This window comes from Lactobacillus apis, from assembly GCF_003150935.1.
Lineage (GTDB): Bacteria > Bacillota > Bacilli > Lactobacillales > Lactobacillaceae > Lactobacillus > Lactobacillus apis.
Map to the genome: position 1 here is coordinate 461,577 of NZ_CP029476.1, position 22,124 is coordinate 483,700.

The 22,124-nt window shown below is 37.3% G+C and carries 20 protein-coding genes, 1 tRNA gene and 1 CRISPR repeat array; of the genes, 16 read left to right on the forward strand and 5 right to left on the reverse strand.

Annotated features, from left to right (window positions below; all coding sequences use genetic code 11):
- The first annotated feature begins 283 nt into the window (after nucleotides 1-283).
- From DKL56_RS02315 to DKL56_RS02345, 7 genes are all read left to right on the forward strand, one after another.
- The gene (locus tag DKL56_RS02315; protein ID WP_109715255.1) at nucleotides 284-1,468 is read left to right on the forward strand and encodes a metal-dependent hydrolase family protein; all 1,185 of its coding nucleotides are present in this window, start codon (nucleotides 284-286) and stop codon (nucleotides 1,466-1,468) included.
- Nucleotides 1,469-1,678: 210 nt separating this feature from the next.
- On the forward strand, nucleotides 1,679-2,680 hold the full coding sequence (locus DKL56_RS02320) for a D-2-hydroxyacid dehydrogenase (protein WP_109715256.1): 1,002 nt from the start codon (nucleotides 1,679-1,681) through the stop codon (nucleotides 2,678-2,680).
- Between the two features lie 120 nt (nucleotides 2,681-2,800).
- The gene (locus tag DKL56_RS02325; protein WP_109715257.1) at nucleotides 2,801-3,508 is read left to right on the forward strand and encodes a GH25 family lysozyme; all 708 of its coding nucleotides are present in this window, start codon (nucleotides 2,801-2,803) and stop codon (nucleotides 3,506-3,508) included.
- Complete coding sequence (locus DKL56_RS02330; protein WP_420812395.1) at nucleotides 3,508-4,746, forward strand: DEAD/DEAH box helicase; 1,239 nt, start codon at nucleotides 3,508-3,510, stop codon at nucleotides 4,744-4,746. The genes DKL56_RS02325 and DKL56_RS02330 overlap by 1 nt, the downstream gene beginning before the upstream one ends.
- Entirely contained in the window at nucleotides 4,743-6,071 is a 1,329-nt protein-coding gene (locus DKL56_RS02335) for a PTS sugar transporter subunit IIC (protein ID WP_046306381.1), read from the forward strand. The genes DKL56_RS02330 and DKL56_RS02335 overlap by 4 nt, the downstream gene beginning before the upstream one ends.
- 51 nt (nucleotides 6,072-6,122) lie before the next feature.
- Nucleotides 6,123-6,195: transfer RNA gene (locus tag DKL56_RS02340), tRNA-Arg, on the forward strand.
- A 721-nt stretch (nucleotides 6,196-6,916) separates the two neighbouring features.
- The gene (locus DKL56_RS02345; protein WP_109715259.1) at nucleotides 6,917-7,822 is read left to right on the forward strand and encodes an NHL repeat-containing protein; all 906 of its coding nucleotides are present in this window, start codon (nucleotides 6,917-6,919) and stop codon (nucleotides 7,820-7,822) included.
- Nucleotides 7,823-8,047: 225 nt separating this feature from the next.
- On the opposite strand, the gene DKL56_RS02350 is transcribed toward DKL56_RS02345, so the two are convergent.
- Nucleotides 8,048-8,284 carry a DUF2188 domain-containing protein gene (locus DKL56_RS02350; protein ID WP_046306385.1) on the reverse strand — a complete coding sequence of 79 codons (237 nt, stop codon included), beginning with the start codon at nucleotides 8,282-8,284 and terminating at the stop codon, nucleotides 8,048-8,050.
- 414 nt (nucleotides 8,285-8,698) lie between these two features.
- Between DKL56_RS02350 and wecB the strand changes: the two genes are divergently transcribed.
- On the forward strand, nucleotides 8,699-9,841 hold the full coding sequence (gene wecB / locus DKL56_RS02355) for a non-hydrolyzing UDP-N-acetylglucosamine 2-epimerase (RefSeq protein ID WP_109715260.1): 1,143 nt from the start codon (nucleotides 8,699-8,701) through the stop codon (nucleotides 9,839-9,841).
- A 40-nt stretch (nucleotides 9,842-9,881) separates the two neighbouring features.
- On the opposite strand, the gene DKL56_RS02360 is transcribed toward wecB, so the two are convergent.
- Together DKL56_RS02360 and DKL56_RS02365 are read right to left on the reverse strand one after the other, a co-directional pair.
- A complete protein-coding gene (locus DKL56_RS02360) occupies nucleotides 9,882-10,415 on the reverse strand; it encodes a GtrA family protein (RefSeq protein WP_109715261.1) in 534 nt (177 codons plus the stop codon).
- Nucleotides 10,408-10,854 (reverse strand): flavodoxin, encoded by a 447-nt coding sequence (locus tag DKL56_RS02365; RefSeq protein ID WP_046306393.1) that lies wholly within the window; start codon nucleotides 10,852-10,854, stop codon nucleotides 10,408-10,410. Before DKL56_RS02365 ends, DKL56_RS02360 begins: the two co-directional genes overlap by 8 nt.
- Before the next feature lie 139 nt (nucleotides 10,855-10,993).
- On the opposite strand from DKL56_RS02365, the gene map reads away from it, so the two are divergent.
- The 7 genes from map (at nucleotide 10,994) to DKL56_RS02400 (ending at nucleotide 18,776) form a co-directional block, all read left to right on the forward strand.
- Entirely contained in the window at nucleotides 10,994-11,821 is an 828-nt protein-coding gene (gene map, locus DKL56_RS02370) for a type I methionyl aminopeptidase (protein WP_046306396.1), read from the forward strand.
- Between the two features lie 5 nt (nucleotides 11,822-11,826).
- Nucleotides 11,827-12,750, forward strand: coding sequence for a YihY/virulence factor BrkB family protein (locus tag DKL56_RS02375; RefSeq protein ID WP_109715262.1), 924 nt, complete (start codon nucleotides 11,827-11,829; stop codon nucleotides 12,748-12,750).
- A gap of 59 nt (nucleotides 12,751-12,809) precedes the next feature.
- The gene (gene galU / locus DKL56_RS02380) at nucleotides 12,810-13,709 is read left to right on the forward strand and encodes a UTP--glucose-1-phosphate uridylyltransferase GalU (RefSeq protein ID WP_109715263.1); all 900 of its coding nucleotides are present in this window, start codon (nucleotides 12,810-12,812) and stop codon (nucleotides 13,707-13,709) included.
- A gap of 132 nt (nucleotides 13,710-13,841) precedes the next feature.
- Nucleotides 13,842-14,993: a thiolase family protein gene (locus DKL56_RS02385; protein ID WP_109715264.1), complete on the forward strand. Its 1,152-nt coding sequence runs from the start codon at nucleotides 13,842-13,844 to the stop codon at nucleotides 14,991-14,993.
- A 3-nt stretch (nucleotides 14,994-14,996) separates the two neighbouring features.
- Nucleotides 14,997-16,208 (forward strand): hydroxymethylglutaryl-CoA reductase, degradative, encoded by a 1,212-nt coding sequence (locus tag DKL56_RS02390; protein ID WP_109715265.1) that lies wholly within the window; start codon nucleotides 14,997-14,999, stop codon nucleotides 16,206-16,208.
- Nucleotides 16,208-17,371: a hydroxymethylglutaryl-CoA synthase gene (locus DKL56_RS02395; RefSeq protein WP_109715266.1), complete on the forward strand. Its 1,164-nt coding sequence runs from the start codon at nucleotides 16,208-16,210 to the stop codon at nucleotides 17,369-17,371. Before DKL56_RS02390 ends, DKL56_RS02395 begins: the two co-directional genes overlap by 1 nt.
- Nucleotides 17,372-17,632: 261 nt before the next feature.
- Nucleotides 17,633-18,329: direct repeats of the CRISPR family, unit length 37 nt; unit sequence GTTTTAGATGGTTGTTAAATCAATGATGGTTAGAACT.
- 105 nt (nucleotides 18,330-18,434) lie between these two features.
- A complete protein-coding gene (locus tag DKL56_RS02400) occupies nucleotides 18,435-18,776 on the forward strand; it encodes a hypothetical protein (RefSeq protein ID WP_109715267.1) in 342 nt (113 codons plus the stop codon).
- Between the two features lie 311 nt (nucleotides 18,777-19,087).
- Here DKL56_RS02400 and DKL56_RS02405 read toward each other — a convergent pair whose 3' ends face one another.
- Nucleotides 19,088-19,372 carry a hypothetical protein gene (locus DKL56_RS02405; RefSeq protein ID WP_109715268.1) on the reverse strand — a complete coding sequence of 95 codons (285 nt, stop codon included), beginning with the start codon at nucleotides 19,370-19,372 and terminating at the stop codon, nucleotides 19,088-19,090.
- Nucleotides 19,373-19,435: 63 nt separating this feature from the next.
- Here DKL56_RS02405 and DKL56_RS02410 point away from each other — a divergent pair, with 63 nt between their 5' ends.
- Complete coding sequence (locus DKL56_RS02410) at nucleotides 19,436-20,398, forward strand: alpha/beta hydrolase (protein WP_420812401.1); 963 nt, start codon at nucleotides 19,436-19,438, stop codon at nucleotides 20,396-20,398.
- A gap of 281 nt (nucleotides 20,399-20,679) precedes the next feature.
- On the opposite strand, the gene rlmD is transcribed toward DKL56_RS02410, so the two are convergent.
- Nucleotides 20,680-22,056 (reverse strand): 23S rRNA (uracil(1939)-C(5))-methyltransferase RlmD, encoded by a 1,377-nt coding sequence (gene rlmD, locus DKL56_RS02415; RefSeq protein WP_109715270.1) that lies wholly within the window; start codon nucleotides 22,054-22,056, stop codon nucleotides 20,680-20,682.
- Between the last annotated feature and the right edge of the window lie 68 nt (nucleotides 22,057-22,124).

Genomic DNA, 22,124 nt, shown 5'->3' on the forward strand with positions numbered 1-22,124 from the left:
AATATTTCATCTTGAGAAGCAGAGTAATTTTCTTGGTATCGTGAAAGAGAGCTAGCAGGTGGTGAAAGCCAGCCGATAGCAGTTAATGAACATGGGCTTTAATTGATGACTAACGGTGATAGTTAGCCGTTAGCGGCACTGCAGCCGTTATAAATGCAAGCTATTGATTGATAGCTAGTGAGTTTTATTACGTGAGTAATAAAAGAATTTAAAGGTGGTAACGCGAAGCACTCGTCCTTATATTAGGGATGAGTGCTTTTTTATTTAGTTTGGAGGATTTCAAATGTCACAAACAGCTTATGTCAATGCCAATATTTATACTGGTGAAGATGATCAAATTCATGCAAACAACTACTTAGTAGTTGATGATGAAAGTGGAAAAATTACCAAAATTGGTTCAGGTGAAATACCTCAAGTGGATAAAACTGTTGATTTAGCAGGAAAATTTGTTATTCCTGGTTTAATCAACTGCCATACGCATGTTGTGATGGATCCACAAACGGCTGATGGTGGAACAGATAACAATGAAGTAGCTGCAGTAGTTCAAGCTTTAAGTAACTTGCATGACTTATTAAAATCAGGTGTAACGTACATTCGAGAATGTGGAAGCAGTTATGATGTTGATATTTATTTAAGTAAGCTAATTGAGCAGGGCAAAGTTACTAAAGCACCAGAAATTTTACCTTCTGGTCGACCATATTCAATGACTGGTGGTCATGGCGACATGCCTAATTTTGGACATTTGGTAGATTCACCTGATGAAATGCGTAAAGCAGTCAGACAAGGAATCAAAAGAGGCGCCAAAACAATCAAGGTAATGGCAACTGGCGGTGTCATGACTGAAAATGACTTCATGGATGATCCACAGTTGAGTGAGGAAGAAATTCATGTTGCTGTAGAAGAAGCTCACCACAAAGGCTTGACGGTTGCTGCACACGCTGAAGGTAATCCAGGGATCATGAATGCCATCAAAGCTGGTGTTGACAGTATTGAGCATGGTTTTTACGTTAACGATGAAGAAATCAAGCTAATGCTTGAGAAGGGTACATATTTAACACCAACAATTGTTGGTGCTTGGGCCTTTATCGAATATGCACCAGGTAAAATTCCTGATTGGGAGATGAACAAAATTGCAGCTGCATGGAAAGACTTGCGTGGTAACATTACTAATGCTAAAAATGCAGGAGTTCCAATTACTTTGGGTACAGATGCAGGAACACCTTTTAACGACTTTACAATGACACCTGAGGAGTTGCCACTTTTGGTTGGGCAAGGCTTTACTAACCATGAAGCATTACAAACGAGCTATAATTCTGCTAAGTTAATGAAAATTGATGATGAATATGGTTCACTAGCTGAAGGCAAATACGCTGACTTCCTTGTTTTGGATGAAAATCCTTTAGAAAAGATTGAAGCAGTTGTTCAAAAAGATAAGGCTGTTTACAAAAAAGGTCGTCGAGAGTATTAATTTGCCGTTATCCAAATAAATGCAAACACCGAAAGAGATTACGATGATTAGTAATCTCTTTTTGCTTTTTAGCAGAAAAAAGAGTACAAAACTTTTAGATTATTTAGTCATAAAACTAAATCTAGATTCGTTCAAATAAATCTTTAATTTTTCACTAATCTTAGATAGAATAGTAGATATCACAATTTATCCAAAAGGGAGGATTATTTAATGAAGGCCTTACTATACAGTATGACCCCTGAACAAAAGGTTTACGTTGACCAGTGGAATAAAGAACATCCTGACGATGATCTGCAAACTACTGATGATGATCTAGATGCAAAGACAGTTGAACAAGCTGAAGGTTTTGACGTTGTTAGTGTCTTGCAAGTTTTTGATCTTGATGAGGAAGAAGTTTATCGCAAATTAGCTTCGTATGGCATAAAACATATTGCATTACGCTCAGTTGGCTATAATATTGTTAACTTTGATTATGCACATAAATATCATTTACTTATTACTAACACTCCTGCATATTCGCCACGAGCAGTTGCTGAAAACACCTTAACTTCCGCAATGTACTTGCTACGCAAGTGGGGTCCAATCTTGAAAAATGAACGAGAAGATTTAAATTTTGTGCGTGAAGCCAACTTGATGAGTGACGAAATTTATAATCAAACCGTTGGTATCATTGGTGTAGGACGCATCGGGAGCGCCACAGCTGAAATTTTTCATGCATTAGGTGCACGAGTTATTGGTTACGACATTGTTGAAAATCCTGCCAATGAAGCTTTCCTCGAGTACACGGACTTTGAAACGGTTATTAGGGAATCCGACATTTTATCTTTGCACACGCCATTTACGCCTGATTTAGAGGGGATGATTAGCGCTAAGGAATTTAAAGAAATGAAAAACACAGCGGTATTAATTAACGCTGCGCGTGGTCCTTTAGTTGATAACAAAGATTTAATTGCTGCTCTGAAAAATAATGAAATCGCCGGCGCATCGCTTGACGTTATGACTGGCGAAGAAGCAATTGTGATGAAGAAATTCAATGACATTTCAGAATTGCCAGAAGACTATCAAGAATTGGTCAAAATGCCAAATGTTGTTTTCACACCGCATTCTGCATACTACACTAAGACTTCGGTTAAAAATATGGTTAACCAGAGTATGACCGATGCTAAACGTGTTTTAAGTGGTGAGAAGCCAGTATATCCAGTTGATGAATAGATGAAATCAAGAAAGACTAACTTTTGTTAGTCTTTTTTTGTCCTGGTATCATATTTTGTTATTGTCAATTATAATAAAAATATTGGTATAATAACTAATAGATAAAGGTCGGAGATCAGGATGGGTAGATTTCATCACAAATATACGTTGCCAGCAATTATTTTACTGTTAATAGTTGCAATTGGTGGACTTGTAGCAGGTGTACTTAATTTTCGCAATCAAACAACACTGCCTTCCGATTCAAATTCAAGTGCAATTGGTGTGGAACTAAATCAAACTTTTGGATATGTTGACCTGCATGAATTACAAGATCACGGTATTTCGTTTGTGTATCTCAGAAGCACGCAAGGACGTTCATATTTTGATGATGATTACTTATCTTATCGCGATCAGGTGTTAGGCACCAAAATGGCTTTTGGCACCAGTATCGCTTACAGTAATGAGTCTACACCGGAACAGCACTATCAATATTTCATGAAAAAAGTCGGTTTGAACACAGGCAGCTTACCTATCTTGATTGAACCTGCAGTTGACGATCATAGTAACCGCTATCTGGAACAGATGGCTCAATTTGTCAGAATGCTGGAAAACCATGGCAAATTAGTCATGGTTGATGTTAATATCAGGTATAAAACCTTTTTCCCTGATGGAACTTTATTTATTACTAATGGCAAAAAAGCACCAAGTAAGATGAAATATTCTTTTTGGCGCTACACTAACAACGGTCGCGTAAAATCGGTTAGCGGCTTAGAAAATGGCGTTGCAATGCTCGCATATAATGGGACAGTAACGCAGTATAAACAACGATATGGACAGTTAACACAATAATGAAAAAAGAAATCGAAACAGTTTTAACTAAATTAGGTTTTACAAAACCAACTTTAATCCAACAAGAAACTAACCAGTTAATTAGTGAGGGTGAAAGCTGTATTGCGTTGGCCAAAACGGGAACGGGAAAAACGTTGGCATATGCTTTACCGACGCTTGAAAGAATCACTAAGGGTGAGCCGAATAGTTTGATTATTTTTGCACCTACAACAGAGCTTGCAGTGCAAATTAGACATGCAATCAATCCTTTTATTCACGCTTTAGATCTTACTGGAATTACGTTGGTCGGTTCAGGTAATCGGCAACGACAGGAAGACAATTTAAAGAAAAAACATCCTGAAGTTGTTGTCGCTACTCCAGGACGTTTCTTTGACTTTTTTTCAAGTAACCGTATTAAAGTTGAACAAATCAAAACTTTAGTCATTGATGAGGCTGACGATATTCTTGAATTCAGCAAAATGGAATTGTTAAGTTCATTAGGACAAAACTTATTACCGAATGCTCAAATTTTATTATTTGGAGCAACTGAATCAGAGATTACGCAAAATGCAGCTGAATTGTTTGATCTTCCTTTTAAACTGGTTGATGTGCGGGCGAAGCAAAGCACAACAGTAAAAAATTATTTTCTGCAGGTTGATAATGCTCATAAAATTGACTTCATTCAGCGTTTAATGCGGTTGGATCACTTTAAAGGGATTTTGTTTTTCGATTCCAATCAGACAATGATGCGTTTTGCTGGTATCCTTGGTCATACCAAAACCAAATTTGGTTTATTAGCAAATGAGTTTGGCAAGCAAAAAAGAGAGCAAGCACTCAGCGATTTTAAGGCCGGTAGAACACGACTTTTAATTGCAACAGACCTAGCTGCTCGCGGTTTAGATATACCTGGAGTAACCTATGTAATCAACTATGATATTCCTAGTGAAACGAATACCTACTTGCATCGCGCTGGAAGAACCGGACGAATGGGAGCCAAGGGCTATGTTGTAACACTTGGGGATGACCATGATTTGCGGGATCTCAAAAAGTTATTAACAGATACAACACAAATTGAGCGGGTTTATTTTGCTAAACACAAGTTGTCGACCGAACAGCCAAAGGAACAAGATGTAGCGTCCAAAGCTGCTACAAAGACAGTTCAGCCTGAGCAGCCTACTAAAAAGAAAAAGCATAAAAACAAGAATCGTAAGAATAAGGGATATCATCCACATTATTTAAAGAAAAAGGAGCAGAAATGAGTCGATTAGTAGCCTGGTTAGAAGACTACATATTACCACTAGCAAATAAACTGGCGCAGACCCATTGGTTAGTGGCCTTACGTGATGCATTCGTTTCTGTAATGCCAATTACGATTGCTGGTTCACTTGCAGTTTTGATTAAGAGCTTGATTGAAGCTGCGCGAGTTAACTTGGGCTGGGAAACCTTTGCCTGGTTGATGAGTCCGCTCGCTTTGATTAGCAATGTTGTTTGGCGAGGAACCTTTGCACTTTTTGCACTCTTTTTATCTATGTCACTCGGCTATCATTTAGCTAAAAGCATGGAAGTTGATCCAATTGCGGGGGCAATTGTTTCCCTATCTTCCTTAGCAATGAGCATTGCCAACTTAACCAAAATGCGGGTAAATGGCCGGACTATTTCAGTTAAGCACACTTTTGACATTTCGCAGTTTTCAACTACTGGAATTTTTACCGCAATCTTGTTTGGTTCAATCGGTGTTTCAATTTTTGCTTTTTGTGTAAAAGCACGACTTAAGTTGAATATGTCGGTTACTTTACCATATGCAGAACAAATGGCACTTGATTCACTGATCCCAGCAATTATTGCCATCTTTTGTGTCGGCATGATCAATTTTGCTTTTCAAACAATTACTGGTACTTATTTTGGTAATTGGTTATTAAATTCCATCCAAACACCGCTTGTAAAATTGGGTCAGGGATTTGGCATGGTCTTGTTGGTGACGCTGTTTGTCCAAATCTTTAGTTTCTTTGGACTTAATGGGCTGGGAGTCTGGGCCCCAATCCTCGATTCAATTTGGTTAACAGCCCAAAATGTTAACGTAACTGCGGTACGTAACGGTGAACCTGCTTCTTATCTCTGGGTTAGGGGCTCATTTGATGCCTTTGCTTGGTTTGGAGGCGCAGGTGGTACTTTGATGCTAGTTGTAGCGATTTTGCTATTTTCTAAACGGAGTGATTACCGCACGATCGCTAAAGTTGCATTGGCCCCAGCTGTTTTTAACATCAACGAGCCAATTGTTCTTGGATTGCCAGTCGTGCTTAATCCAGTTTATTTCATTCCCTTCGTTTTAGCTCCAATCGTCAATGTTGCATTTTCATATTGGATGACCATGTTGGGCTTGGTAAACCCAGTACAAGCTGCGGTTCCTGCAGTTGTGCCGCCAATTATTGGACCATTCTTAGCCTGCAATTATGATTGGCGTGCAATTGTTTTGTGTATTATTAACATGTTAATTGCGCTGGCAATCTGGACGCCCTTTGTTTTTGCGGCAGATAAAATTGCGGATTCAAACAATCCAAGTCCATATTTCACACGGCAATATTAATCTAAAAAAATTGGCTTTTATCAACTAAATTTGGTAAAGTTAATTTGTTGCGACTCTGTAGTTCATCTGGATAGAATAATGGTCTCCTAAACCGTAGAGGTGAGTTCGAATCTCACCAGAGTCATGAAAAATGAGAAACTTTGAAAATGAAAAACTGATTTCCAAGTAAGGAACCAGTTTTTTGTTCTGACTAGTTAATTGTAGTAGTGATTATCAATTGTTTTTCCAATTTATTTTGATTATAGAGAATAGAAAAATTGGGGGGTCATTATTATCATATTTACGCCAATTATGATGAAAATATGCTAGAGTTAGCTCCACTTCAAGTTCTGATATTAAAACTAGAACAAATAGATTGTGTAGGTGGAGAGAATACTCGAGCACGGTACATTGTTGCAAAAAGTAACAATTGACTATGACAAACGGGATGATTTCAAGATGGCGCTATATAAGTGATTTAGTAAAATACTTAAACTTAAGCACTGTTTGGAAACGAGTTGAAGGTAAATAAATGGAAAAATCTATGTTGTAAAAAAGCATGGATTTTTTGTTATGCAATATTTAATTGACATGGAGTTAACTCCAGCAGATAGACTACTATATATAAGAAACTACAAGAATAGGAGGCTTTAGATACTGGAGCACCAGTTTTCGAACAAATGAAATAGATCCACCAATACGAGTTACAACTCAAACAGTTTTGAGAAAGTGACTGATGGTGATGCTAAATACGATTATGACAAAATAGTTAGCAGAGTAAATAGGGATAGTTAAATTTATCCTTATGACAATAAGTTTCATTATGCAATGATGCTTTACAAGAACATAACAGGAGATTTTTAAAAATGATGAAGCGCTTGGCTAAAATAACAGTCTTATTAGGTCTACTAGGCAGTTTAGCTGCTTGCACAAACGACATGGGACTAGGTGACGTGGAACTAAGCACCAAAGTTTACAGTAAGAAAAAGAAGACCAAAAAGGTCAAAAAAGTGAAAAAGGCAAAAAAAGGCAGGCAGAAAGGGGACCAAAAATTGAAACTGATTAAAAAATACACAGGCTTCTCATCTCCAACAGCAATGGCAATTGATAAGGAGAATAACCTTTATGTCTCAAACTGGGGTGGAGATTCAGTAACAAAAATATCGAGCAATGGTGAAAAGTCAAAATTTGTAACAGGCATGAGTTCACCAGCAGGATTAGCTTTCGACAAGAGTGGCAATTTGTATGTATCTGACTATAGTGCTGATGTCATTCTTAAGGTAGATAAAAATGGTAAAAAGACTACTTTTGCTAATAATTTGAGTACACCAACAGGTATCTCATTTGATAAAGCAGGGAATTTACTTGTTACTAACCGTGGTAGTGATGAAATAGTAAGTATTAATCCTCAAGGCAAAAAGACCATTATTTCGAATAAAATGCAAACTCCAGTTGGAGTAGTGGAAGATTCTCAAGGCAATTTGTTTGTCACGAACTACGGCGGAAGTGTGCTCAAAATTGACACTAATAAACAAGTTTCAGTATTTTCAAAAGGTTTTGCAAGACCAGGCGTTGGCATCGACATTACAGCTAAGGGCGAGATAATTGCCGCTGACAATGGTGGTGATTGTGTCAGAAGAATTGCTAAAGACGGTTCAACTGAAGTTATTGCTGATAAAATTGGTGGTTGCGTAGGTGTGCGTGCTCATAATGATCAACTTTATGTATCAAGCTGGTCAGATGGTGCGGTATATGTTTACTCATTAAATTAACGGAGCCACTAATTTTAAGTATTAAAAAAACTGATTTCCGATTTGGAAATCAGTTTTTTTGTTATATATAAATAAAGAAAAAGTGTTCTATTTGGTTAATTAAAATATTAACTTAAATAGGTTTTGAGAGTATCAACTATTATTTATTAATGCTGTAACCATAATGAATGAGAATATAGAAGTCACTGTCATCTATTAAAGTTGATTTAAGTTCAGCTATTAAAGTCAGCCTTTTGTTTTACGACTATCATGACCATAAGAATCTTTCAAATTAATTTTACCATCTCGTTTTTGGCTAATTAACTCAGTCTTTTCTTCTTTAGCCCGTTCTTTAGCAAATTCCATTGCATCAGTTTTGCGGTCAAAGACTTTAAGTGGCTTGGCTTCACCAGCAATCTTTACTGCCCATTGGTCACCGTGAGTTGTAACCCAAACATTTTTGGTGGTTTCTTCCTTGCTCATTTTGCTCATCTCTTTTCTTACTCTATATTGTGATTATACAACGAGCTACCAATTAATAGTTGAAAGATGCACATTTAAAAACTCGGAAAAAATGAGTAGCACTCTTTTACGGAAATCGCCAATCTAAAAATGATTAAAGTAGAGGATTGTTTAAGATTAGCTTGGTTAAAATGCCAATTATAATAAATAGGATAACTGCGCCAGTGAAAAGTAATAATCGTTTTTGCTTTGTACGCCGGTTATCGAAACTAAATACTAGAAAGAAGCAGGCAATGATGATTAAAAAGGCAGTGATTAAAAGTAGTCCGAAGTGATTTTTCATTAGTTTACCAGCTTTCTATTTCCTCTTAATTATTAAAGCATAATGACTTGAGTTTTTCTTGTGAAATTAATATTATTAGTGTGGAGGCACTTATGACTAAAATAAAAGTAATGATGGTTTTTGGAACCAGACCAGAAGCAATAAAAATGGCTCCTTTGGTGCTGAAACTAAAGGCAGATGAGCGTTTTGATGAGGTAACAGTCGTTACTGCGCAACATCGCGAAATGCTAGATCAGGTTCTAGAAATTTTTAATATAAAACCAGATTATGATTTTAATATCATGAAAAAGAACCAGTCACTCGAAGGAATTACTTCAAAGGTAATGCTTAAATTGGCAGATGTGATTACCAAGGAACAACCTGATATCGTTTTGGTGCACGGTGATACAACGACTAGTTTTGCAGCTAGTTTGGCCAGTTTTTACCAACAACGACCTATTGGTCACGTCGAAGCCGGTTTGAGAACATGGAATAAGTATTCGCCTTTCCCTGAAGAAATGAATCGCCAAATGACAGATGACTTGGCAGATATTTATTTTGCGCCAACTAAGTTGAGTAAAGAAAATCTGCTTAGTGAGCATCATCAAGCAGAGAATATTTTTATTACTGGTAATACTGCTATCGATGCTTTGCAAGAAACGGTCAAAGATAACTATCATCATAAGGTGCTCGACTTAATTGAGCCAAATCATAGAGTGATCTTAGTAACAATGCACAGACGGGAAAATCAGGGCGAACCGATGAGACGCGTCTTTAAGGTGATGAAAGAAGTTGTGGATAGTCACGATGATGTTGAAATCATCTATCCCGTTCACATGTCGCCTAAGGTGCAAGAAGTAGCACATGAGATTTTAGGCAATGATCCTCGCATTCATTTGATCGCACCACTTGACGTGGTTGATTTTCATAACTTAGCTAAGCGCAGTTACTTTATTATGACAGATTCGGGTGGTGTTCAAGAAGAAGCACCTGCCTTAAACAAACCTGTGTTAGTTTTACGTGATACTACTGAACGGCCAGAGGGTGTCAAGGCTGGAACATTGAAACTGGTTGGAACGCAGGTTGACGATGTTCGAGCAGCAATGCTGCAATTATTAGAAGATAAAAGTGCCTATGACAAAATGGCTAATGCGAAGAATCCATATGGTGATGGTCATGCTTCAGACCGCATCATGGATGCAATTGCTTATTACTTTTCTGATAAAAAGGGGCAACGACCAAAAGATTTTGAATAAAAAGAAAAGTCATGAATTCACTAGCAGAATTCATGACTTTTTATTTTTGATGTTTTTCTTGATGTTCTTTGAGCATCTTTTTAGCTCGTTCAATCATCGTAGTTTCTTTTGCTTGGAAAACAGATCTGGTAGTCAAGTAGTTGAAAATACCAACCAGAACTTGATCAAGAATCTTCACAAACAATGCGTTCAGTTTTAACCATGATAGACCAACTAACATGATGAGACTGTCTGGAATCAAGCTGATAATGCGGTAAGTGAAAAAGACGATTAACTTTTGCCAAGTAGAGTGCTCTTCATCAACGTTATTTGTAAAAACGGCTTTTTGATTAAAAACAAAAGAGGCCAAATTTGAAATCACAAACGCAATTGTATTTGAAATTAATACGGGGCTATGCATGTATTTGTGGATAACCATAAATACCACGGTGTTAATGAGAGCAGCAATAAAACCGAAAATCATGTAAACAAATAAATTACGGTGCCGTTTAACTACGTTTTGTCCCAAGCGATGAATGGTTGGATCAGACGTTGAATTAAACTTGGATGAATTAGTGTTAGTGTTTTTAGCCATTTAATTGATCAGCCATTTCCTTTGCGGCATTGTCAATAGCAGCGATATCGTCATCATCCGGTGCATTTTCAATTGTAACTGGTTTAGTTACTTCTTTTGCACCAACTTGATTAAACATTTTTTCAAAGTCAAAGACATTTTCGCAAAAATGGTCAGCATAGACCATGTCGCCGCTGCCCATCACGGCGAAGTATTTACCACTTAAATCCAATTCTTTTAGTTGCTCATAAAAGTCCGCAACGTCATCAGTCATTTTACCTTCACCGTAAGTATAAGTGACGAAGATGCAGAGGTCGCTTGTCAAATAGTCACTAGCATCGGTAAATTCTGCTTCGCTTGTTTCCACATCAAAGCCGTAGTCTTGTAAATCTTCTTCCAAGATATCTGCCATATCGGCATCATTACCAGTCATACTAGCATAGACAATTCTAGCTTTCATACTTCTCCTTACCTTTCCTCTTTTTTATTCATCATAACATTATACATAATTTCACTGTATTGATGAAATTCTTTAGTAAAGTTTTAAAAAACGCTATAATGATAATAAACATCATTTTACTAAGAGGAGAAGTTTAATTTTGATAACAATTAAATCTGTTCGTGAACTTAAAGGTATGCAAGCTTCTGGCCGTTTACTGGCTTCAATGTTTGAAGGATTGCGCGATGTCATTGAGCCAGGAATTACGACCTGGAAAATTGAAGAATTCTGCCAAGACTTTGTTAAAAGCCGTGGTGGTCGCTTATCAGAACAAGGTTTTGAGGGCTACAAATATGGTACTTGTATTTCAGTCAATGACCAAATTGCTCATGCAACCCCACGTAAGGACACTATTTTAAAAGAAGGCGATCTGGTTAAGGTTGATGTAACTTGCAACCTTAACGGTTTTGAAACTGATTCATGTACCACTTATGCAGTTGGTGAAATTTCTCCTGAAGATCGGGACTTAATGGAAACAACTAAGAAGGCAATGTACCTTGGAATCGATCAGGCTGTTTTAGGCAACCGAATCGGTGATATTGGTGCCGCCATCCAACATTTCGTTGAAGATGAACACCATTATGGTGACGTGAAAGAACTAGTTGGTCATGGTATCCAACCAAGTATTCACGAAGATCCTGAAGTTCCTCATTGGGGTAAGGCAGGACATGGTTTACGTCTTCGCGAAGGAATGACAATTACGGTTGAACCAATGGTTGAAGCCGGGGGTGACTGGCGGATTGAACAAAAAACTGTTTCTGATCCAAACGATGATTGGGTCTTTTACGCTACGCCAGATGGTTCTAAATCTGCACAATTTGAGCACACTTTTGCCATTACTAAAGATGGTCCTAAGATTTTAACTTTACAAAAGCCATATGATGGTTATGAGAAGTATTTGCCACACTTTGACGAAATGGATGACTAAGTTGAATGGGTAGAAAAGCGAGCGCAGCCAGTCAACGTGTTGCTTTATTTTATAAAACCGTTTCTAACAAGTTCACTCAGGGCGAAGTTTTAACTAGCGCGATTTCAATTGCATACTATGTTTTATTCTCAATTTTTCCGTTGATTATTATTATCGGAAACATTTTGCCACTATTTCACATTAATACGGAACCGATTGCTAGCTATCTAAAATTGATTTTTCCTGATCGGATTGCCAAATTTATTATGCCAATCATTGATTCACTGTTAAAAAGTAACTCAACTGGTTATATTTCGTTTGGTATTTTGCTGGCATTTTGGTCGGTCTCGTCTTTTGTAAATGCTATCAGAATTGGCATGAATCGAATTTACGGTGTACGTGAAGTTGAGTTGAAGCAGAAGTGGCAGATTACTGTCTGGACAAGATCGATTACCATCTTTTTAACCAACTTGATGATATTGATTTTTGCTTTACTTATTTTGACTTTTATTTTTGGTCAGCAGGTATTGGAATTTTTACGTCCAATTTTTTCATTATCAGTCGGTGAAATTGAAAAAATCTTTAGCTACCGCTATCCTGTGGTCATTATTACTTTAATTGGTGCATTGTATTACTTAAATTATTTTTTGCCCAATATAAAATTAAAAAAACGTGTCATTTGGCCTGGTGTTTTTACAACTTTAATTGGTTGGGTGGCATTGTCGTGGCTCTTTAGTTACTATTTACATAATTTCCATATTAGCTGGGAAAATTATGGCATTGTTGGTACCTTCATCATTTTTATGTTGTGGCTCAATATTGCTTCAATTTTGTTTTTGGTTGGAACCTGTGTGAATGCAGCAATTGTGACAATGAACTACGGTGAAGTGAGTTATTCGGTAGGTCACTTGGCTGAATATGTGCAAGAAAAGCGTAACCGGAAAAACTAGCATCAAATGCACTAATTTGATATATTATTTTTGAGATTATTAAAGAAAGCGTACAAGGGATGAAAGTAAGGAAAGCAATTATTCCGGCGGCTGGATTGGGTACAAGATTTTTACCTGTCACTAAAGCAATGCCAAAGGAAATGCTACCAATTGTTGATAAGCCAACAATTCAGTTTATTGTTGAAGAAGCTAAACGTTCTGGAATTGAAGATATTTTAATTGTTACTGGTAAAAACAAGCGAACAATTGAAGACCATTTTGACTCTAACCCAGAACTTGAACAGAACTTACAAGAAAAAGGTAAGACTGGCTTACTTAAACTATCGCAAGAAATTACCCATTTAGGAATTAATATTTACTACACTAGACAGCCTTATCCAGCAGGTTTGGGTGACGCAATTGCGCGCGGACGCAGTTTTGTCGGTGACGAACCGTTTGTGGTAATGCTTGGTGATGATTTAATGATGGACAAAGAGCCATTAACCAAGCAATTGATTGATCGCTACAATGAAACTCATGCTTCGACTATTGCAGTAATGCCAGTGCCTCATAAAGAGGTTTCAAAATACGGTATTATTGAACCCGAAAATGAAATTATGCCTGGTTTAATTAATGTCAAGTCATTTGTGGAAAAACCTGATGTTGACAAGGCGCCAAGTGATTATGCGATTATTGGTCGCTATCTGCTTACTCCTGAAATTTTTGCAATTTTAGAAGAGCAAAAACCTGATAAGGGTGGCGAAATTCAATTAACTGATGCAATTGACACAATGAATAAAACGCAGCGCGTTTTTGCACATGTGTTTGAAGGTGTTCGCCATGATGTTGGTAATAAAGAGAATTACCTCGAAACATCAATTGAATACGGGCTGCAACATCCTGAAACTAAGGATCAGTTACGTCAATATATTATTGATTTAGCTAAAAAGTTGCAGGCTGAAGATAAGAAAAATAAATGACAATTTAAGGAAACCAAATCTTAATGGTTTCTTTTTTTGTGTAAAATTTTTCTTAACGTGGGCCAAATTACTATTTTTCTGCGTGATTTTTAGGTAAGATTCAACTTGAATATTTTGTGAGGAGATTAACTTATGAAAGATATTTATGTTGTTGCAGCTAAAAGAACACCTTTTGGCCGCTACCGCAGTTTGTGGAATGAAAAAAATGCAACTGAACTTGGCGAATTAGCGCTGACTGGGGCACTTAAAAGCATTGATATGCAGCCACAGGAACTAGATGCACTATTTATGGGTAACGTGCTAAGCGCAGGGCTTGGACAAAATATGGCTCGACAAGTTGCACTGAATGTTGGAATGAAAGAAACCAGCAGCAGTGTGACAGTAAATGAGGTTTGTGGATCGAGTTTAAAGGCAATGCGCTTGGCTCAAGGACAAATGGAGCTCGGCGACTTTGAATTAGTTGCAGTCGGTGGTGCCGAGAGCATGACTAATGCGGCTTTTATCGCTGAAGATAAAGCTGGTAGCAATTTAAAAAATGAAATGTTTGCTAATGGACTAACCGATGCATTTTCAGGGATGCCGATGGGTTTGACTGCTGAGCGACTTGCCGACAAGTATCAAATTTCTCGGCAAGAAATGGACGAGTTCAGTAGCTGGTCACATGAAAAGGCTACGGCAGCAGTGCAAAATGATTGTTTTAAAGATGAGTTAATTGAAGTTTTTGATGAAAATAATGACTTAGTGCACGACGAAAATATCCGCGAAGATACAAATGTTGCCAAGCTTAGCACCTTAAAGCCAGTTTTCAAGGAAGATGGTACTGTAACAGCTGGTAATGCGTCGCCTATAAGTGACGGAGCTAGCATCGTAATTCTGGCAACTGCGAACAAGGTAGAAAAATTAGGCTTGCAGCCACTTGCTAAGCTAGGTTCTTTTGCCGAAGCAGGTAATGATCCTGCTGAAATGGGATTTGCACCGTATTATGCAGTGCAAAAACTACTGAAAAATACGGGTAGCGCGATTACAGACTATGATGTAATTGAACTAAACGAGGCCTTTGCTGTTCAATGCGTGGCGGTAGAACAAGCTTTAGCAATCCCACGTGAAAAGTTGAACATGTATGGTGGTGCCATCGCTTTAGGACACCCCTTAGCCGCAACAGGAACTAGACTGGTCGGAACGGCAATCAATGAATTAAAGCACGTTAATGGGTACAAAGCTTTAGTCACGCTCTGTATTGGAGGAGGTCAGGCTATTGCCTGTGAATTAATTCGGGACTTTTAACGAATGAAGTTTTATGAATTAACGCCTGAAAAAAGACGAGAATATTTGATTAATCAAGGGATAGAATTAGACGATATCGACGAAATTACCCTGCACGAATTAGATAGCCTAAGTGAAAATGTTATTGGACAATTGCGGTTTCCGGTAGGCGTTGTGCAAAATTTTCTGGTAAACGGCAAGTCGTATCTTGTTCCACTAGCAACAGAAGAGCCATCGGTCGTTGCCGCTGCCAATCATGGGGCTAGCATTTTTGCAAAAAACGGTGGTGTTACAGCAGTAAGTAAACGTACCGGAATTTACGGTCAAGTCACTTTACAAGTTGACACTAAGTTTAATGTAAGTGAGCTTTCTCAACTTTTTCCTAAAATAATCGAGCAAGCAAACTCTCAATTTGCCAGCTTGGTTAAACACGGTGGTGGTGTTCGTCAAATTAATCTACAACAAAAAGATGACTTAGTAATGCTCAGAGTATTGGTCGATCCGGCTGAATCAATGGGTGCTAACCGTGTAAATTCAATTTTGGAGTTTGTTGCTAACAAGTTAGCCACTTTTCCAGGAGTTGTTGACAAGTTATTTGCAATTTTATCGAATTACCCCAGTCAATTCACTAAAGCACAAGTTGAATTGGATGTTGCCACAGTTGGCGGAGTAAAAGTGGCTGAACGAATTGCCTTACTGAGCAAAATTGGGCAAAACGATCCATTTCGCGCAGTTACAAATAACAAAGGCATCATGAATGGTGTTGATGCGGTTCTGTTGGCAACTGGTAATGATGCCAGAGCCGTTGAAGTAGCTTGCGGTGTTTGGGCCAATGAAAAGGGCAAATACAGTAGTCTAAGTCAATGGGATGTCAAAGATGACAAGTTGATTGGCTCTTTGACACTTCCATTAGCAATTGGTACGGTTGGGGGCTCAATTAACTCCCGGACTGATGTAAAGCAAAGTTACCGTCTTTTAGGCCAAGATATCACTAGTAGCGAACTGGCAAACGTGATTGCAGGGATCGGCTTAGCTAACAATTTAGCTGCTTTGCTAGCAATATCGACCACGGGAATTCAAGCGGGACACATGAAATTGCAAGCTAAAAATACTGTTGCCAATTTAACTGCCACTTTGCGAGAAAAGGAGCAGGTACGGCAAATGATGATTGACAAAAAAGAGTATTCATTAGCAGCTGCGGAGCAGTTTTTAAAACAAATAAGAGAGGGACAATAATGCAAGTTGGAATAGATCGAATTGGTTTTTACACCCCTAATAAATACGTTGATATGGTGGATTTAGCACATGCGCGTAATCAAGATCCCAATAAATTTTTGATTGGAATTGGTCAAAGCAAAATGAGCGTGGCTGATCAAACGCAGGATGCTGTTTCAATGGGAATTAACGCAACTATGCGTTATATTGATGAAATCGACCGTGAACAAGTTGGTCTACTAGTCATTGGAACGGAAAGTGGAGTGGATCAATCTAAGTCTGCATCACTCTTTGTTAAGAGTGCGCTAGAGCTTGCACCTGAAGTGCGAACTTTTGAAATAAAAGAAGCTTGTTTTGGGATGAGCGCAGGAATTATGATTGCGCGAGATTATGTTCGACTTCACCCACATCACAGTGCAATCGTTATTGGTAGTGATATCGCGCGTTACGGTTTAAACACTGGTGGTGAAGTGACGCAAGGCGCCGGCAGCGTCAGCATGCTAATTAAGGCAGAGCCACGAATTTTAGCCTTGAAAAATGGCCACAGTGCCTACAGTGCTGATATTAATGATTTTTGGCGTCCAAACGATTCTGCTGTTGCTCTAGTCAATGGTAAATACTCTACAGAGGTCTATCTTGACTTTTTCAAACGAACATTTACCAATTACAAAGCTCAAAATGACTGTCAAACTGGCGATTTTGCTGCACTAATTTATCATCTACCTTTTGTTAAGATGGGATTTAAGGCAAATCAATTAGCAATTGAAAAGCAGGAACAAGAAACTGCAGAAAGATTAGCAAATAACTTTACAGCTTCTGCGCAATACAGCCGTGAAATTGGTAATATTTATACTGCGTCTCTATACTTAAGTCTTTTGAGCTTGCTAGAAAACGGTATTTTGGCTCCTGAAGCGTTAGTTGGACTATTTTCTTATGGCTCAGGTGCAATGGGTGAGTTTTATGCTGGTCAAGTCGTAGCGGAGTATCAAAATGCTCTTGATATTGATGGTGACCAGGAAATGATTGCCCGTCGTCAGAAAGTTAGTGTTTCAGAATATGAACAAATTTTTACTCAGGCACTTGAACTTCCTCAAGATAACCTTGAATTAGAGAGCGATGAAGAAACCGGTTATTGGTACTTTGCTGGAACTAAAGATCACGTTCGTCAATACAAGCAAAAATAAATTTAGACCCTAAAGTTGGGTCTTTTTTTATGCACATTTTTATAAAAAGTGAAACCAAAACATTAAGCTAATTAACCCTTGTGCTATAATTTAGGTGACTTAATTTTAGTCTAAAAGTTTTTGAACTAAAAATGTAGCTAGTTTTTAATTCAAAAGTGTGTTTTTCGCAATTACGAGGTAGTTGGGTTGACGAAAAAAACTTTGATAATTGCCGCAACTATTTTTGATTAGACAACATTAAAAAATGATGATAAAAAATCGGTTTTAGATGGTTGTTAAATCAATGATGGTTAGAACTTTATCGTGTGCATCACTTACTGATTTACCGTTTTAGATGGTTGTTAAATCAATGATGGTTAGAACTGGTAAATTGCTAAGCAAAGCAGGTGGCATGTTTTAGATGGTTGTTAAATCAATGATGGTTAGAACTTAAGTAATATTGACGCGGATAGATATTTTGTTTTAGATGGTTGTTAAATCAATGATGGTTAGAACACAGCAGCTATTAACGTACTAATTGCTCCAGTTTTAGATGGTTGTTAAATCAATGATGGTTAGAACACTATATGAACCAAAAGGCGATTCGATATAGTTTTAGATGGTTGTTAAATCAATGATGGTTAGAACACTATATGAACCAAAAGGCGATTCGATATAGTTTTAGATGGTTGTTAAATCAATGATGGTTAGAACATCCCTACTGATACAGTCACTACCAGTTCCGTTTTAGATGGTTGTTAAATCAATGATGGTTAGAACATCGTGATTATTGGAAACGCCGTTTTTTGTGTTTTAGATGGTTGTTAAATCAATGATGGTTAGAACATTATCTTTATCGTACGAACGTTTAAAGTAGTTTTAGATGGTTGTTAAATCAATGATGGTTAGAACAAAATAAGCGGACTAAGTTGCGTTTAATAAGTTTTAGATGGTTGTTAAATCAATGATGGGTAGAACTGACACTATTAACTGCTGAGGAAGTAATGGGTTTTAGATGGTTGTTAAATCAAAACCGTGAGGCTAATACGTAATTAAAAGAAGGCTGAAAATAGAGGCACTAAAAATGATCAGTGGAAAGCAATATAGCCAGCAGGAAGAATTAAAAAATAATCGAAGAGAAGCCTTTAAACGAGCAGGCATCCTTACTGATAAAGAACTCTATAGTCTAACGACAAGTGAGCGACTTGAATATGTCAAAAAACAAAATGAGTTACATATGCCAGTAACTGTAGAGCGTCACACACCTTATGATGCTAACTTTCAAGTAAAAAAATCAGGTAAAGAGAAAAAAGTAGCTGTTGACGCTAAGATTAGACATGCACAAACTAAGGGCATTATCATGAACGCTTTAGGTTTATTAGCCCTAATTGATATAATCCATAACTGGTGGGGACCTTCAAAATAGTTTCATTTTCTAAGAACAAGTGGTTATTACCTAGCCTAGGAGATGACAAAAGATACTAAATACTTTTGAATTTACGAAGTGTATCAGCTTTTGTTAGGATTAATTTATAATTGCTTATTGCATAACTTTTTTGAACAAACTATGCATTTTAAATGTGCTTTCAAATTTTCGTTGTTTAGAAGAATCAAGAATAAAAAGCAGTTAGTCGAATGTAACTAACTGTTTTTTGCTGTCTTTAAATATTCATATTGTATGAAATACAAAAATAAAACTCATGGACGTGATAAACCTGGCTTAACCTTGAATCAAAACTAAGTTAATCTAATTGAATTTTGTTCGGGCAATATTTGAATGCCAAATACTGGAAGGAGTTCTTGCTGATTAACTATGTATGTGGGGATATCAAAGCCATGGATGTTTTTTACTAAATGAATCATTTTACCCTTGGTCATCGCCTGTTTTCCTGGATACAACAGACACTCTTTTCTAGAAATTTTTAATTTTGCTAAGGGATAAACTTGTTGATCAATTGTTAAAAACAGCTTGGTTTGGCCATCTATATCATTCGTTAATTGCAATAAATTAGTCAATTTCATAATAATGATTCCTATACGTTTTTAAAGTGTTATACTATTGATATTATTTTTAGAAAAGGTGACATATCTTTGAAACAATTAAAGCATAAAAAGCTATGGCTTTCATTAATAATTATTGTTTTGCTAGTTTGCATAGTTTTTACTGGTGCAGGCTATTATTTCTTTAAAATGGCCTGTGTACCAGGACCAAAAAGCTTTTTAAGCTCATCCAGTGACACTTTGAAAAAGTCGGATCCATTATACAAAGAAAAAAAGTGGTTCAAAAAGACTACTAAACAAAAATGGTACATGCAGTCGGCTGACAATCAATATAAATTAGTCGCAAACTATATTCCTGCGACTAGTTCCAATAAGACAGTAATTATTCTGCCTGGATACATGGACACTAAGGAAGATATGGGCGAGTATGACGCACTATTTCATGAAATGGGCTACAATACTCTAACACCTGATCCACGTGCTCAAGGTAAAAGCGAAGGAAAATATATCGGCTATGGTTGGCCGGAAAAAGATGATGTCAAAAAGTGGATTAATTTAGTACTCAAGCGCAAAGGTAGTCAGCAACAAATTGTCGTCTATGGTCTTAGTATGGGCGCAGCGACAGCGATGATGACCAGTGGACTAAAACTTCCAGGGCAGGTTAAGGCCTTTATTGAGGATTGTGGCTATACCAGCGTTAAAGATGAAATTGAACACGAGGCTGAAGCACTATATAATATGCCTTCTTTTCCACGGTTCCCATTAGTAGAAATCTTGAGCGGCATCAATCGCGTAAAAGTTGGTTACTTTATGAAAGATGCATCGAGCATTAAGCAACTACATAAAAATCATCATCCAATGTTCTTTATTCATGGTAGTCATGATACTTTTGTTCCAACTAAAATGGTATACCATAATTATTTAGCGACTAAAGGTCCTAAAAAAATATGGGTTGCACCAAATTCCAAACATGCTGATTCATTTGCCGATCACCCGAAGGAGTACCGTAAGCGTATCGCAAGCTTTTTAAAAGATTATGTTAAATAATAAGTGCTTTTTGGTGGTAAGGACTAGCAGTAAAATGCTATGATTAAATTGTGGAAAGGGGAAACAAATAACCTAATTTATTTCCATATTCTGTATATTGTTAAAGTAAAGTATATGTCATATATGAGTTGGCTTTCTAATAGTTAAGGGATAATGATCTTTACTTAAAGAGATCGGTTTATCAAATAATAAAGGTTGGTCTTTATTTATTCACCTAAAGCATTAAAATACCTCCATCCACAAATAAAAAAGTTGCCGCAATTTGCGACAACTTTTTTATATTAGCGTAAGGTTAATTTGACGACACACTCACAGCGTGGTGTTTGAGGTAACATATCAACATTTTCAATTAAGCGAACATCATATGCTTCACTCAATAACACTAAGTCTTGTGCAAGAGTGGAAGGATTACATGAAATGTAAACAAAAGTTTTAGGCTTGATTTTCAATAAGGTTTTAATTAGACTCTTTGCAAGTCCGGTCCTTGGCGGATCAACAATCAAGGCATCAATTGGAACACCATTTTTCTGCAACTCAGGCAGAACTTTTTCTACACTGCCTTGAAAGTAATCTGCATTACGCAAATGATTAAGCTCAACATTGTGTTTAGCATCCTCAACAGCTTCAGGAATAGTTTCAATTCCAACTACTTGTTTGACTTGATCCGCTGCTAAAATTCCCAGGGTACCGACGCCGCTATATGCATCGATTAAAGTGTCCTCAGGTTTTAAGTCGAGGAATTTAAGTGCCTCAGAATACAAGGTTGCAGTTTGAACTGGGTTTAATTGGAAAAATGCTCGTGGTGAAAGGGCAAACTTTTTGCCTAAGATCTCATCAATAATTTGATTTTTGCCGGCCAATTTTTCTGTCTTATTACCCCAAACTTGAGGGTTGCGCCAATCAGTTTCGTTCTGAAAAACGCTAACAACATTAGGCAAGTTAATGATTTCCTTACTTAAAGCAGGTAAGTTCTTAATTTTGTGTCCAACCGTTATCAGTGTTACTTGAATTTCTTTGGTTGCTTCCGCTTGGCGGACAACGATTGTCTTTAAACCATCATAATGTCTGAAAGGATCGGCAACTGCTACGTGTAACTTGTCAACCAGCTCTTTTATTTTACGTTCAGTCTCTTGCGTTGCTTTGTTTTGCGTTGGCATGACAGGTAAATCATATAGTTCATGCGAATTTGGGGCAAACAAACCGAGTTTAGTTTGACCATGATCTTGCTCAATTTGATATTGAGCCTTATTACGGTAGTGCCATTCACTTGGAGCAGGAATTGTCTTTTTTACTTTATATTTATTGTAACCGCGTGGATGGTATTTTCTTAATGCTTCCAAAACATTGTCACGCTTGAATTCAAGCTGCTTTTCGTAACTTAAATGTGCCAGCTCAAGTCCGCCGATTGCTGGATCAACGCCTTTAGGGTAAGGAACACGGTCGGGACTTTTTTCCTTAATGCGAACTAGTTCAGCGTCAATGTAGTGCGGATATTCCTTGATAATTTTTGCCACAACAACTTCGTTTGGCAGTGCGCCTGGAATAAAAATGATTTTCTTGCGATAATAGCCAATACCTTCACCATTAATTCCTAAGCGTTTAATCGTGATGATAACGTCTTTTTCTTTTGTTTCTTTTTGCTTAAAATTTTTGTACATAATTTTCTTTCTACAATAAAACGTTACAATGTTAACAATTTATTGTACTACCTAACAAAACTTTTTCG

Coding starts and splice junctions, on each gene's coding strand:
- DKL56_RS02315 (WP_109715255.1), top strand. CDS start 284: ATGTCACAAACAGCTTATGTCAATGCCAATATTTATACTGGTGAAGAT.
- DKL56_RS02320 (WP_109715256.1), top strand. CDS start 1,679: ATGAAGGCCTTACTATACAGTATGACCCCTGAACAAAAGGTTTACGTT.
- DKL56_RS02325 (WP_109715257.1), top strand. CDS start 2,801: ATGGGTAGATTTCATCACAAATATACGTTGCCAGCAATTATTTTACTG.
- DKL56_RS02330 (WP_420812395.1), top strand. CDS start 3,508: ATGAAAAAAGAAATCGAAACAGTTTTAACTAAATTAGGTTTTACAAAA.
- DKL56_RS02335 (WP_046306381.1), top strand. CDS start 4,743: ATGAGTCGATTAGTAGCCTGGTTAGAAGACTACATATTACCACTAGCA.
- DKL56_RS02345 (WP_109715259.1), top strand. CDS start 6,917: ATGATGAAGCGCTTGGCTAAAATAACAGTCTTATTAGGTCTACTAGGC.
- DKL56_RS02350 (WP_046306385.1), bottom strand. CDS start 8,284: ATGAGCAAGGAAGAAACCACCAAAAATGTTTGGGTTACAACTCACGGT.
- wecB (WP_109715260.1), top strand. CDS start 8,699: ATGACTAAAATAAAAGTAATGATGGTTTTTGGAACCAGACCAGAAGCA.
- DKL56_RS02360 (WP_109715261.1), bottom strand. CDS start 10,415: ATGGCTAAAAACACTAACACTAATTCATCCAAGTTTAATTCAACGTCT.
- DKL56_RS02365 (WP_046306393.1), bottom strand. CDS start 10,854: ATGAAAGCTAGAATTGTCTATGCTAGTATGACTGGTAATGATGCCGAT.
- DKL56_RS02375 (WP_109715262.1), top strand. CDS start 11,827: ATGGGTAGAAAAGCGAGCGCAGCCAGTCAACGTGTTGCTTTATTTTAT.
- galU (WP_109715263.1), top strand. CDS start 12,810: ATGAAAGTAAGGAAAGCAATTATTCCGGCGGCTGGATTGGGTACAAGA.
- DKL56_RS02385 (WP_109715264.1), top strand. CDS start 13,842: ATGAAAGATATTTATGTTGTTGCAGCTAAAAGAACACCTTTTGGCCGC.
- DKL56_RS02390 (WP_109715265.1), top strand. CDS start 14,997: ATGAAGTTTTATGAATTAACGCCTGAAAAAAGACGAGAATATTTGATT.
- DKL56_RS02395 (WP_109715266.1), top strand. CDS start 16,208: ATGCAAGTTGGAATAGATCGAATTGGTTTTTACACCCCTAATAAATAC.
- DKL56_RS02400 (WP_109715267.1), top strand. CDS start 18,435: ATGATCAGTGGAAAGCAATATAGCCAGCAGGAAGAATTAAAAAATAAT.
- DKL56_RS02405 (WP_109715268.1), bottom strand. CDS start 19,372: ATGAAATTGACTAATTTATTGCAATTAACGAATGATATAGATGGCCAA.
- rlmD (WP_109715270.1), bottom strand. CDS start 22,056: ATGTACAAAAATTTTAAGCAAAAAGAAACAAAAGAAAAAGACGTTATC.